Genomic DNA, 11,322 nt, shown 5'->3' on the forward strand with positions numbered 1-11,322 from the left:
AATGTTGCTTAAATGTTTCAATTTATCGCAGCCCAAGACAAGGAAACGCCATGCTGAACCAACCCCAAAGCGGCAACGACATGCCGCGCTTTGCCGGTCTCCCCACCATGATGCGCCTGCCCGCCGCCGATCAGGCGCGTGGTCTGGACGCCGCCTTTGTCGGCATTCCTCTGGATATCGGCACCTCCAATCGCAGCGGCACCCGCTATGGCCCGCGCCAGATCCGCCAGGAGTCGGTGATGATCCGCCCCTACAACATGGGCACCGGCTCCGCCCCATTCGAACGGCTGCAGGTGGCCGATCTGGGGGACGTCGCCATTAACCCCTACAGCCTGGCGGACAGCGTACGGCGCATCGAGGCGGCTTACCGCGAGATCCTGGCGCACGGCTGCACGCCGTTGACGCTCGGCGGCGACCACACCCTGACGCTGCCGGTGCTGCGCGCCATCGCCCGCCGACATGGCCCGGTCGGGCTGATCCACGTCGATGCGCATTCCGACACCAACGAGGAGATGTTTGGCGAACAGCTGGCGCACGGCACCACCTTCCGCCGCGCGTTTGAGGAGGGGCTGCTGGCGCCGGAAAAAGTGGTGCAGATTGGTCTGCGCGGCAGCGGCTATGCGGCGGATGACTTCGATTGGTCACGGCGCCAGGGCTTCCGCGTGGTGCCGGCCGAAGCCTGCTGGCATCGGTCGCTGACGCCGCTGATGGCGGAGATCCGCGAGCAGATGGGCGATGCGCTGGTTTATCTCAGTTTCGATATCGACGGGCTGGATCCGGCCTTCGCGCCGGGCACCGGCACGCCGGAGGTCGGCGGACTGTCGGTTTGGCAAGGGCTGGAGATCGTGCGCGGCTGCCGTGGGCTGAACCTGATTGGCGGCGACGTGGTGGAGGTGTCGCCGCCTTACGATCGCTCCGGCAATACGGCGCTGCTGGCGGCCAACCTGCTGTTTGAAATGCTGTGCGTGCTGCCGGCCAGCTGAGGCCGGCGTACTGACCCTGCCGGCGGAGCGGTTGCGTCGGGCCCCCTGATAACAATAACAACGGAGTGGAGGTACCCATGAATTTCGATCTGCTGGTTGTGGTGATTTACTTTTTGGTGATAGGCGCGGTGGGGTGGATGGGCATTCGCCGCGCCAACTCCAAAGAGGCGTATCTGGTGGCCGGGCGCAACCTGGGGCCGGGGCTGTATCTGGGCACGCTGTCGGCGGTGGTGCTCGGCGGCGCGTCGACCATCGGCAGCGTCAAGCTCGGCTACACCTACGGCATCTCCGGCGTCTGGCTGTGCGGCGCGCTCGGGCTGGGCATTGTGGTGCTGAGTCTGGTGCTGGCCAAACCGCTGCTCAAACTGAAGCTGTATACCGTCAGCCAGGTGCTGTCGCGGCGGTATCACCCGGCGGCGCGGGTCACCAGCGGCGCGATCATGCTGGCGTATGACCTGATGGTGGCGGTGACCTCGATCATCGCCATCGGCAGCGTGATGCAGGTGATGTTCGGCCTGTCGTTCAGCGCGTCTATCCTACTCGGCGGCGGGCTGGTGGTGCTGTATTCGACGCTGGGGGGCATGTGGTCGCTGACGCTGACCGACATCATTCAGTTCATCATCATGACCGTCGGCATGATGCTGGTGCTGATGCCGATGAGTATCGTCAAGGCCGGCGGCTGGGAGGCGTTCACCAGCCTGCTGCCCGCCGGTTACTACCAGCTGTCGTCGATCGGGCTGGATACTATTCTGGTATTTTTCCTGATCTACTTCTTCGGCATTTTGATCGGTCAGGACATCTGGCAGCGGGTGTTCACCGCCCGTAGCGCCAATGTGGCGCGCTTCGCCGGGCTGGGGGCGGGCGTCTATTGCGTGCTGTACGGCGTGACCGGCGCGCTGATCGGCATGGCCGGCAAGATCGTGCTGCCGTCGCTCAGTAATACCGACGGCGCCTTCGCCGCCATCGCGCAAGCGGTGTTGCCGGTCGGCGTCAGCGGGCTGGTGGCCGCGGCGGCCCTGGCGGCGCTGATGTCCACCGCCAGCGCCTGTCTGTTGGCGTCTTCGACCATCGCGCTGGAGGACGTGCTGCCGGCCATCCGGCGCAAACCTTCTGGCGGGTTGGCCGCCGGGCGCTTCACCACGCTTTTCATGGGCGCGGTCATGCTGGGGCTGGCGTTTGTGGTGCGCGACGTGCTGGCGGCGCTAACGCTGGCTTACAACCTGTTGGTGGGCGGCATGCTGATCCCGTTGGTGGGGGCTATCTTCTGGCCGCGCGCCACCAGCGCCGGCGCCATCGCCAGCATGCTGACCGGCAGCCTGTGCGTGGTGGGGCTGATGATCTGGCACGGCATCGACGCCAACAGCCCGATCTACGGCGGTCTGCTGGGCGGCGGCGTCGCCTTCGTGCTGGGCAGCCTGCTGAGCCGCCCGGCGCCGCAGCTGCAGACCCAAACCGAGCGTTGAAACGACGAGGTGGGACATGAACAATCGCAATGTGGCGCCACGCCCAAAAATTGAAGTGCGCTCGATAGACTATGTGCCCCGTCACGAGCGGCATGGCAAGGTTTGGCATCAGGCGCCGTTTTGGTTCACCGGTAATTTCGTTTTGACGACGATGGTGGTCGGTTTCACCGGCCCGGCGTTGGGGTTGGGCGCGCTTTATTCGATGCTGGCCATTGTCGTCGGCGTGGGGTTCGGCACGTTCTTCATGGCGTGTCATGCCAATCAGGGGCCGCGCATGGGGCCGCCACAGATGATCCAGTCGCGGGCCCAATTCGGCCTGCGTGGCGCCATCGTTCCCTTTGCCGCCGTGGTGTTTGTTTACATCGGTTTCAACGTGTTCAACGTTATTCTCGCGACCGATGCGATCAACACGGTATTGCCGGGTCACCGTCCGCCCTGGTATGCGTTGCTGATCGCGGTGGCCGTGCTGTTGGCGATCGTCGGCCACGATATGCTGCATGCGGTGCAGCGCTGGCTGACCTATGTGATGATGGCGGTGTTCGGCGTGCTGACGGTCGGTGCCGTGCTGTCGCTGCGGATGGACGCTGTCGTCGGCGCCGGGCATTTTTCGTGGGCGGCTTTTTTGATTCAGCTGTCGGCGGCCGCCGGCTACCAGATCAGCTACGCGGTGTATGTCTCCGACTACTCGCGCTATTTGCCGCATGAAACGCCGTCGGCCAACGTGATCTTTTGGACTTATCTGGGGGCGGCCGGATCGGCGCTTTGGCTGATGTCGCTGGGCGCGTTTCTGGCCTCAGCATTACCGGCTCCCGATGCGATCGGCAGCGTACAGGCGGTGGGGAATGGCATCTATCCGGGGTTCGGCACGCTGGCCGTGTTGATCGCTGTGCCTTCGCTGGTCGGTATCATGGCGGTCAACTGTTATGGCGCAATGCTGACCAGCCTCAGCGCGATTGACGCGTTCCGTAAAGTGACGCCAACGTTGAAATTACGCATGGCCGGCATCGGCGTCGTCGCTCTGACGGTGTTCGCGGTGGCGTTGGCTATCCCGGCGAGCTATCTCGCCAGCTTCAATACCTTCGTGCTGCTGATGCTGTATTTCCTGGTGCCCTGGACGGCGGTGAATCTGATGGACTTTTACGTGGTGCGCGGCGGGCATTACGCGATAGGTGAAATCTTCAACCCGGCGGGGATCTACGGCCGTTGGGGCGGCTCCGGTCTGACGGCCTACGCGATCGGCCTGCTGGCGATGGTGCCGTTCATGACGTTGGGCTTTTACACCGGCCCCTTTGCTGTTTTACTGGGCGGCGCGGATATCGCTTTTCTGATCGGCTTGCTGGTGGCCGGGAGCGTTTATGTCGTCATGTGCCGAAAGCTCGATCTCGAAGCCGAACGGCGGGTGGCGTTGCGTTGCGAGGGATTATTGGAAGGAGAACGGGAGTGAAGGAAAAAATCAGCGTCGCATGCTGCCAGTTGGCGCTGCGGGTAGGGGAAGCGGAGCACAATCGGGCGCTGTCCGCCCAGGCGATCCGCCGGGCAGCGCAGCGTGGCGCCAACGTCATCGTGTTGCCGGAGTTGGTGAACAGCGGCTATGTGCTGCGCGACAAGGCGGAGGCGCGGGCGTTGGCCGAGGCCGAAGACGGCCCTAGCCTCAGCCTGTGGTGTGCCCTGGCGAGTGAGCTGGATGTGGCGATCGTCGCCGGTTTTTGCGAGCGCCTGCCCGAGGGTGAGGTGGCCAACAGCGCGGCGTTGATCGATGCGCAGGGGGTGAGGGCGATTTATCGCAAAGCGCACCTGTGGCATGAAGAGAGTTCGATCTTTACCGCCGGCGATCGGCCGCCGCCGGTCGTCGAGACGCGTTTTTGGCCGGTTGGCGGTGATGATCTGTTACGACCTCGAGTTTCCGGAGTGGGTGCGCTTGCCTGCGTTGGCCGGTGCTCAGCTGCTGTGCGCGCCGGTCAACTGGCCGCTGGCGCCGCGCCCGCAGGGCGAACGGCCGGCGGAGATGGTGAAGGCGCAGGCCAACGCCGCCGTCAATCGGCTGTTCATCGCGGTGTGCGATCGTTGCGAAACGGAGCGCGGCGTTGCGTGGATCGGCGGTTCGGTGATCGTCGACGCCGACGGCTATCCGTTGACGCAGAGCCTGACAGGCGAAGGCATGGTGCTGGCATCGATGGATATCGGCGCTGCCGATGACAAGCACATCGGCCGCCACAATCACGTGCATCGCGATCGGCGTCCGATGCTGTATTGAAGCGGCGGGGCGGCCGGTGATCCCAGCCGCCCCGCGATCGTTTTCGTCGGCGGGAAAAGCGCCGTTCTGGCGCTTACAGCCAGCCCGATTTCTTCAGTTTCTGATACAGGAAAATGCAGCCGACGGCGGTCACTCCCAGCGTGGCGTGATAGGCCCACGGGAACTTCAGTTCCGGCATGTCGGCGAAGTTCATCCCGTACAGGCTGAAGACCACCGTCGGGATGGCCAAGATTGCCCCCCAACCCGCCAGCCGTTTCACCACTTCGTTTTGTTTGACCGTCACCAGCGCCAGGTTGACGTGCATGGCGTTGGTCAGCATTTCGCGCATGTCGTCGATATTGCTGACCACCTGATGGGCGTGATCTTGCACGTCGCGCACGTAGGCGCGCAGCTCTTTCGGGATCACCTCTTCGTGCAGGCGGATCAGCTGGTTGCAGATTTCATCCATCGGCAGCGCGGCGTTGCGCAGCGCCAGCAGATGGCGGCGCAGGGTATAGACGTTCTCGATCGCCGCCTGATCGAACTCTGACTGAAACATGTTGGCTTCAATGTTCTCGATGGTGCTCTCGAAGCGCGCCACCACGCTGCGGTAGTTATCCACCACGAAGTCCAACACCGAATAGAGGGCGAAGCCCGGCCCGCGGCACATCTGCTTGTGGTTCTCTTCCGCCTTGGCGCGGATCGGCGCGTAACTGGGCGAAGCGCCGTGGCGCACCGTCACCAGAAAGTTTTTGCCGACGAAGAAGTGGGTTTCGCCATATTCGATTTCGTCGTGCTCGCCCCACTGCGCGGTTTTCACCACGATGAACAGCGAGTCGCCGTAGGTCTCCAGTTTCGGCCGCTGGTGCGCGCACAGCGCGTCTTCGATCGCCAAATCGTGCAGCCCGAACTCCTCCTGCACCTTGCGCATAAACGCCGGCTCAGGCTGCCTTAATCCCAGCCAGATGAAGGTGTCGGGCTGTTTGACCACCTCGCTGATATCGTCGATGGTCACTTCGCCCAGCCGTTGGCCGGCTTTGTACGCCACACAGTTCACCACCATGCTTTTGCTGTCCATCCGTCCATCCATTAATCAGTCAGCGTTTTGGTAAGTAAATAACACTCATGTTCTACCGGATACTCTTTCAGCGTCATTTGCAGCTGATAGCCGAGCTTTTCGTAGAACGGTCGCGCCTGGAAGCTGAAGGTGTCGAGGCGGGCGTAGCGGCAGCCGCGCGCCTGCGCCTCATGCTCGGCGGCGCGCATCAGCCGGCCGCCGAGGCCGCTGCCGCGCTGGGTATCCGCCACCCATAGCCACTCGACGCTCAGCCAGTTGCCCCAGGTTTCGGCGGTCAGGCCGCCGATCACCGCGCCGGCTTCGTCGCGCGCATAGACGCTGAGCGGCTTGCGGTGGCTGGCGTCGATATGCGGCAGGTTGTAAGCGCGCAGGCCTTGCCTGATCGCATCGAGGGTTTGTTCGTCGATCGCGTCGGTAACGGTAATGTCCATTTTTCCTCCTGGGTAATGGATTAACTTAAGCACATGGCGGCTAAAAGGCAACCCGTTGAAATGTAATGCAAACGACCGCGGCCGCTGAGTGGGCTACACTAAACTGGTCATTTCATCTTCAGGAGGACGCCATGCCCCGATTGACTCTGCTGGCCGGTTTGCTGCTGTGCAGCGGCCTGGCGCACGCCGCGCCGACGGTCAGCCAATTGCAGGACGGCCTGGAACACCCTTGGTCGCTGGCCTTCTTGCCGGCGGAACAAGGCCTGCTTATCACCGAACGGCCCGGCCGGCTGCGGCTGTGGCAGCAGGATAAAGGGCTGTCGCCGCCGATCGCCGGTGTGCCGCAGGTCTACGCCGAAGGGCAGGGCGGCCTGCTGGAGGTGCTGCCGGCGCCCGATTTCGCCGCCAGCCGCCGGGTGTATCTCAGCTTCGCCGAACCGGGCGAGGGCGGCAAAGCCGGCACGGCGGTCGGCTATGGCCGCCTGAGCGACGATGGCGCGCGGCTGGAAAACTTTAAGGTGATCTTCCGTCAGCAGCCCAAGCTGTCGGTCGGCAATCACTTCGGCGGCAAATTGGCGTTTGATCGGCAAGGCTACCTGTTTATCACGCTGGGCGAAAACAATCAGCGGCCGACGGCGCAAGAGACCGACAAATTGCAGGGCAAGCTGGTGCGGCTGACCGCCGAGGGCGCCGTGCCGCCGGACAACCCCTGGGTCGGCCAGGCAGGTAAACGCCCGGAGGTTTGGTCTTACGGCCACCGCAATCCGCAAGGGCTGGCGTTGAACCCGTGGAGCGGCGCAATCTGGGAGCATGAGCACGGTCCACGCGGCGGCGATGAGCTCAACATCCCGCTGCCGGGTAAAAACTACGGCTGGCCGCTGGCCACCTACGGCATCAACTATTCCGGCCAGCCGATCCCCGAGGCGAAAGGGGAGCGGGTGCCCGGCACCGAACAACCGCTCCACTATTGGCGGGTTTCGCCCGGCCTCAGCGGCATGGCGTTCTATGATGGGCAGCGCTTCCCCGCCTGGCGGCACTCGCTGTTCATCGGCGCGCTGGCGCAAAAGGCACTGATTCGCCTGACGCTGAAGGGGGACAAGGTGGTGGCGGAAGAGCGGCTGCTGGGCGATCGCGGCGAACGCATCCGCGAGGTGCGCAGCGGGCCGGATGGCTACCTGTATCTGCTGACGGACGAACGGGACGGCAAGCTGCTGAAGGTCGGGGCGTCGTAACGCCCCGCACGCGTCAGGTGAGTGCGCTCATCACGCCGCGCTGGTAGGCCGGGCGTGCGCGCAGTTGCTGATACCAGCGCTCCATGTTCGGCCGCGGGCGGCGGGCGATCGGCATTTCGAACCAGGCGTAGGCGAAGCTGCCGAGCGGGATATCGCCGAAACCGAACGCGCCGCCGGAGAGGTAAGGCTGGTGCGCCAGCGTCTGTTCGATGACGTCGAAGTGTTTTTCCAGCGTGGCGATCGCCGTTTCGATTTTCGCCATGTCGCGCAGCTCCGGCGCGGTGCGTATCAGGCCCCAAAAGACGATGGTGAAGGCCGGGACAATCGTCGAGGTGGTCCAGTCCATCCATTTCTCGGCGGCGGCGCGCGCCTGCAGATCTTGCGGATAGAACGTCGCGTCGCCGAATTTCGCCGCCAGGTAGCGCACGATGGTGTTGGACTCCCACAGCACGAAGTCATCGTCCTGCAGCAGCGGCACCAGGCCGTTCGGGTTCAACGCGCGGTAACTCTCTTCGTTGACTTTGCCGAACGCCCCGCCGGCGTTGATGTGGGTGTAGTTGAGCCCCAATTCGGCGGCGCACCACAGCACCTTCCTGACGTTGTTCGAATTCTCACGACCCCAAATGGTCAGCATGGGATAACTCCGTTAGCGGATAATAAGGACCCTCTATACCTACGCCACAACGCGCTTTTTGTCACACCGCAGGGCACTTTTTTGTCTGCCGCTCAGCGTTCCCAGCGGCACACTTCCCAGCCGCGCTCCGCCGCCAGCGCGCTCAGTTCGCTGTCGGGGTTGATCACCGTGGCGCTGTCGACGAATTGCAGCATCGCCTTGTCATTGAGAGAGTCGCTGTAGCCGTGGCTGTGCTCGAACTTCAGGTGCGGGTGCTGCGCCAGCCAGTGCTGCAGGCGGATCACCTTGCCCTGTTGATAGGTCATGGTGCCGTAGGTGTTGCCGGTGAAGCGGCCATCGCTGATTTCCACGCCGATCGCCAGCGCATCGTCGGCGCCGAGCTGTTCGGCGATCGGCGCCACCAGATGCTCGCCGGTGGCGGAGATCACCAGGATGCAGTCGCCGCGTTCGCGGTGCCACTGCAGGCGTTCGCGGGCGGCGGGATAGACGCGCGGCAGGATGTCGCGGCGGATGTAACGCTGCACCCAGCCGGCCACGGTTTGCACGCTCAGGCCGGCCAGCGGCGCCAGCGTGGCCTGCATGTAGTCCTCCATCGACAGCTTGCCCTGATAATAGAGCTGCATCAGCTGCTGCTCCTGCAGTTCCAGCTCCGCCGGCGCGAACCCCTGGCCGACCAGCCAGCGGATCCACAGGCTGGCGCTGTCATCGTCAATCAGGGTTTCATCCAGGTCGAATAAGGCTAAATCCATCAGTATTTCTCCGGCAGGCAGGGTATGAGGTCGTTTACAGGATAGCGGATAGCGCACGTCGCCAGCCAGCGGCGTCGGCGAAATTGCGCAGAGCATAAGAAACATTGATGACGGTTTTGCGACAGTTTGTTGAACGTTTGCATAACTTAGAACGCAACAATATTGGCCGCTCCGGCGAGCGCGGTGATAACTATGAAGCAAATGCAGCTACCCGCTGGGGAGTGACAATGTTGATTATTCGCCTGTATGGCAGCCCGATCGTTATCGGGGAAGAAGAGGAACCGCATGATGACGCATCTGACGACGCAGAAGACGCTGCCGCTGCTGGATCTTTCGCAGCTTGACGGTGATGCGCGCCAACGGCGCGCCTTTCTCGACGATCTGCGCGCGGCGGCCCGCGATGTCGGTTTTTTCTATCTGCGTGGGCACGGCGTGGACGGCGCGCTGAATGCGCGGCTGCAGCACGCCGCGCGGCAATTCTTCGCCCTGCCGGAAGCCGACAAGCTGGCGGTGCAGATGGTGCATTCGCCGCACTTTCGCGGTTACAACCGGGCGGCGGCGGAACTCACGCGCGGGCAGCCTGACTGGCGCGAGCAGTTCGATATCGGCGCTGAACGCCCGGCGCTGACGCTGTCTGATGACACGCCGCGCTGGGCGCGCCTGCAGGGGCCAAACCAGTGGCCGGCGGCGCTGCCGACGCTGAAACCGCTGCTGCTGCAGTGGCAACAGGCCATGACCGCCATGTCGCTGCGGCTGCTGCGCGCTTTCGCTTTGGCGCTGTCGCTGCCGGAGCAGGCGTTCGATCGCTTGTACGGCGAGAAGCCCAACGAGCACATCAAACTTATCCGCTATCCGGGGCGGGACGCCACCGGCAGCGCACAGGGCGTCGGCGCGCACAAGGACTCCGGGTTTCTCAGCTTTTTGCTGCAGGACGCGCAAAAAGGGCTGCAGGTAGAGGTGAGCGAAGGGCAATGGATAGACGCGCAGCCGCGTGAAGACACCTTCGTGGTGAACATCGGCGAGCTGCTGGAGCTGGCGACCAACGGCTACCTGCGCGCCACGGTGCACCGGGTGGAAACGCCGCCGGCGGGGCGCGACAGGTTGTCGATCGCTTTCTTCCTCGGCGCGCGGCTGGACGCGGTGGTGCCGCTGTATCAACTGCCGCCGCAGCTGGCGGCGCAGGCGCGCGGCCCGGCCAGCGATCCGCTCAACCCGCTGTTTCGCGACGTGGGCGACAATTACCTGAAAGGGCGCATCCGCTCTCACCCCGATGTGGCGCACCGTTTTTATCAGGACGTCATCGGCGTCTGAACGCCGGGCGTAAAAAAGCCCGGCGCGTCGGCCGGGCTGATGGTGCGCTGATGCGGTGATTATTCCGCCAGCGCCTGCTGCAGATCGGCGATCAGATCTTCCACATCCTCAATCCCTACCGACAGGCGCACCAGCTGCGGCGTGATGCCGGTTTCCAGGCGCTGTTCCAGCGGAATGGAGGCGTGCGTCATGCTGAACGGCTGGCTGATCAGGCTTTCCACGCCGCCCAGGCTTTCCGCCAGGGTGAACAGGCGCGAACGCTGGATGACCCGGCGCGCATAGGCGTCGTCGCCTTTCAGCCGTACCGAGATCATGCCGCCGAAGCGCGTCATCTGGCGTGCCGCCAGCTCATGCTGCGGATGGCTCGGCAGGCCGGGGTAATAGACGTTTTCCACCTGCGGCTGGCTCTCCAGCCACTGGGCGATGCGCAGCGCGCTGTCGCTGTGGCGCTGCATGCGCAGTGCCAGAGTGCGAATGCCGCGCAGCGTCAGGAAGCTGCTGAACGGATCGAGAATGCCGCCGACCGCGTTTTGCAGGAAACCGAGCTGTTCCGCCAGCGCCGGGTTATTCCCCACCGCCGCGACGCCCGCCACCACATCGGAGTGGCCGTTAAGGTATTTGGTGGCGGAGTGCACCACCACGTCAAAGCCCAGATCCAGCGGACGTTGCAGATACGGCGAGGCGAAGGTGTTGTCCGCCACGCTGATGAGCTGATGCTTTTTGGCGATCGCGGCGATGGCGCTCAGATCCGCCAGCTTGAGCAGCGGGTTGGTCGGCGTTTCGACCCAGATCATTTTGGTATCCGGCTCGATCGCCTGTTCCAGCCCGGCGAGATCCGCCGGCGACACGTAAGTCACGCGCAGGCCGGCGGTGCGGCTGCGCACTTTTTCCAGCAGGCGATAGGTGCCGCCGTACAGGTCGTCTACCGCGATCAGGTGGCTGTCTTTATCGAGCAGCTCCAGCACCGTGGAGCAGGCCGCCAGACCGGAGGCGAAGGCGTAGCCGCGGCTGCCGCCTTCCAGTTCGGCGATGGCGCTTTCCAGCGCGGTGCGCGTCGGGTTGGCGCTGCGGGAGTATTCGTAGCCGGTATGTTCGCCCGGCGCCGGTTGGGCGTAGGTGGAGGTGGCGTAAATCGCCGGCATCACTGCGCCGGTCGCGTCCGGGGTGTAACCGGCGTGAACGGTCAACGTATCAAACTTGGCCATAAT

General features: G+C 63.9%; 12 protein-coding genes and 1 pseudogene. 8 read left to right on the top strand and 5 right to left on the bottom strand.

What is annotated here, in order from left to right; all coding sequences use genetic code 11:
• Window positions 1-50: 50 nt before the first annotated feature.
• The 5 genes and pseudogenes from speB (at window position 51) to SERRSCBI_RS25245 (ending at window position 4,700) form a co-directional block, all read left to right on the top strand.
• Window positions 51-983 carry an agmatinase gene (gene speB, locus SERRSCBI_RS07720; RefSeq protein ID WP_042784063.1) on the top strand — a complete coding sequence of 311 codons (933 nt, stop codon included), beginning with the start codon at window positions 51-53 and terminating at the stop codon, window positions 981-983.
• A gap of 77 nt (window positions 984-1,060) precedes the next feature.
• Window positions 1,061-2,446, top strand: a complete 1,386-nt coding sequence (locus SERRSCBI_RS07725; protein ID WP_042784065.1) for a sodium:solute symporter — start codon at window positions 1,061-1,063, stop codon at window positions 2,444-2,446.
• Window positions 2,447-2,462: 16 nt separating this feature from the next.
• Window positions 2,463-3,890: a cytosine permease gene (locus tag SERRSCBI_RS07730; RefSeq protein ID WP_042784066.1), complete on the top strand. Its 1,428-nt coding sequence runs from the start codon at window positions 2,463-2,465 to the stop codon at window positions 3,888-3,890.
• Window positions 3,887-4,246: pseudogene (locus tag SERRSCBI_RS25240) on the top strand (nitrilase-related carbon-nitrogen hydrolase); the annotation flags it as partial. The gene SERRSCBI_RS07730 and the pseudogene SERRSCBI_RS25240, both read left to right, overlap by 4 nt.
• 1 nt (window position 4,247) lies before the next feature.
• The gene (locus tag SERRSCBI_RS25245) at window positions 4,248-4,700 is read left to right on the top strand and encodes a nitrilase-related carbon-nitrogen hydrolase (protein ID WP_255352657.1); all 453 of its coding nucleotides are present in this window, start codon (window positions 4,248-4,250) and stop codon (window positions 4,698-4,700) included.
• Window positions 4,701-4,773: 73 nt separating this feature from the next.
• Here the strand turns inward: SERRSCBI_RS25245 and SERRSCBI_RS07740 are convergent, their stop codons facing one another.
• Window positions 4,774-5,757, bottom strand: coding sequence for a magnesium and cobalt transport protein CorA (locus SERRSCBI_RS07740; RefSeq protein WP_033642493.1), 984 nt, complete (start codon window positions 5,755-5,757; stop codon window positions 4,774-4,776).
• Window positions 5,758-5,768: 11 nt separating this feature from the next.
• Window positions 5,769-6,188: a GNAT family N-acetyltransferase gene (locus tag SERRSCBI_RS07745; RefSeq protein WP_033642494.1), complete on the bottom strand. Its 420-nt coding sequence runs from the start codon at window positions 6,186-6,188 to the stop codon at window positions 5,769-5,771.
• A gap of 131 nt (window positions 6,189-6,319) precedes the next feature.
• Between SERRSCBI_RS07745 and SERRSCBI_RS07750 the strand changes: the two genes are divergently transcribed.
• A complete protein-coding gene (locus tag SERRSCBI_RS07750; protein ID WP_033642495.1) occupies window positions 6,320-7,420 on the top strand; it encodes a PQQ-dependent sugar dehydrogenase in 1,101 nt (366 codons plus the stop codon).
• 13 nt (window positions 7,421-7,433) lie between these two features.
• Here SERRSCBI_RS07750 and SERRSCBI_RS07755 read toward each other — a convergent pair whose 3' ends face one another.
• Together SERRSCBI_RS07755 and SERRSCBI_RS07760 are read right to left on the bottom strand one after the other, a co-directional pair.
• The gene (locus SERRSCBI_RS07755) at window positions 7,434-8,054 is read right to left on the bottom strand and encodes a glutathione S-transferase family protein (RefSeq protein WP_033642496.1); all 621 of its coding nucleotides are present in this window, start codon (window positions 8,052-8,054) and stop codon (window positions 7,434-7,436) included.
• A 92-nt stretch (window positions 8,055-8,146) separates the two neighbouring features.
• Window positions 8,147-8,803, bottom strand: a complete 657-nt coding sequence (locus tag SERRSCBI_RS07760; protein WP_033642497.1) for an HAD family phosphatase — start codon at window positions 8,801-8,803, stop codon at window positions 8,147-8,149.
• 107 nt (window positions 8,804-8,910) lie between these two features.
• Here SERRSCBI_RS07760 and SERRSCBI_RS24005 point away from each other — a divergent pair, with 107 nt between their 5' ends.
• Entirely contained in the window at window positions 8,911-9,147 is a 237-nt protein-coding gene (locus SERRSCBI_RS24005; protein WP_071845076.1) for a hypothetical protein, read from the top strand.
• A complete protein-coding gene (locus SERRSCBI_RS07765) occupies window positions 9,092-10,114 on the top strand; it encodes an isopenicillin N synthase family oxygenase (RefSeq protein WP_033644235.1) in 1,023 nt (340 codons plus the stop codon). The genes SERRSCBI_RS24005 and SERRSCBI_RS07765 overlap by 56 nt, the downstream gene beginning before the upstream one ends.
• Window positions 10,115-10,173: 59 nt before the next feature.
• Here SERRSCBI_RS07765 and SERRSCBI_RS07770 read toward each other — a convergent pair whose 3' ends face one another.
• Window positions 10,174-11,319, bottom strand: a complete 1,146-nt coding sequence (locus SERRSCBI_RS07770; RefSeq protein WP_033642498.1) for a PLP-dependent aspartate aminotransferase family protein — start codon at window positions 11,317-11,319, stop codon at window positions 10,174-10,176.
• Window positions 11,320-11,322 lie beyond the last annotated feature (3 nt).

It is taken from the genome of Serratia sp. SCBI, from assembly GCF_000747565.1.
Lineage (GTDB): Bacteria > Pseudomonadota > Gammaproteobacteria > Enterobacterales > Enterobacteriaceae > Serratia > Serratia ureilytica.

What these genes read in the sequence shown, in the direction of transcription:
- speB (WP_042784063.1), top strand. Translation starts at nt 51, where the DNA reads ATGCTGAACCAACCCCAAAGCGGCAACGACATGCCGCGCTTTGCCGGT.
- SERRSCBI_RS07725 (WP_042784065.1), top strand. Translation starts at nt 1,061, where the DNA reads ATGAATTTCGATCTGCTGGTTGTGGTGATTTACTTTTTGGTGATAGGC.
- SERRSCBI_RS07730 (WP_042784066.1), top strand. Translation starts at nt 2,463, where the DNA reads ATGAACAATCGCAATGTGGCGCCACGCCCAAAAATTGAAGTGCGCTCG.
- SERRSCBI_RS25245 (WP_255352657.1), top strand. Translation starts at nt 4,248, where the DNA reads ATGAAGAGAGTTCGATCTTTACCGCCGGCGATCGGCCGCCGCCGGTCG.
- SERRSCBI_RS07740 (WP_033642493.1), bottom strand. Translation starts at nt 5,757, where the DNA reads ATGGACAGCAAAAGCATGGTGGTGAACTGTGTGGCGTACAAAGCCGGC.
- SERRSCBI_RS07745 (WP_033642494.1), bottom strand. Translation starts at nt 6,188, where the DNA reads ATGGACATTACCGTTACCGACGCGATCGACGAACAAACCCTCGATGCG.
- SERRSCBI_RS07750 (WP_033642495.1), top strand. Translation starts at nt 6,320, where the DNA reads ATGCCCCGATTGACTCTGCTGGCCGGTTTGCTGCTGTGCAGCGGCCTG.
- SERRSCBI_RS07755 (WP_033642496.1), bottom strand. Translation starts at nt 8,054, where the DNA reads ATGCTGACCATTTGGGGTCGTGAGAATTCGAACAACGTCAGGAAGGTG.
- SERRSCBI_RS07760 (WP_033642497.1), bottom strand. Translation starts at nt 8,803, where the DNA reads ATGGATTTAGCCTTATTCGACCTGGATGAAACCCTGATTGACGATGAC.
- SERRSCBI_RS24005 (WP_071845076.1), top strand. Translation starts at nt 8,911, where the DNA reads ATGACGGTTTTGCGACAGTTTGTTGAACGTTTGCATAACTTAGAACGC.
- SERRSCBI_RS07765 (WP_033644235.1), top strand. Translation starts at nt 9,092, where the DNA reads ATGACGCATCTGACGACGCAGAAGACGCTGCCGCTGCTGGATCTTTCG.
- SERRSCBI_RS07770 (WP_033642498.1), bottom strand. Translation starts at nt 11,319, where the DNA reads ATGGCCAAGTTTGATACGTTGACCGTTCACGCCGGTTACACCCCGGAC.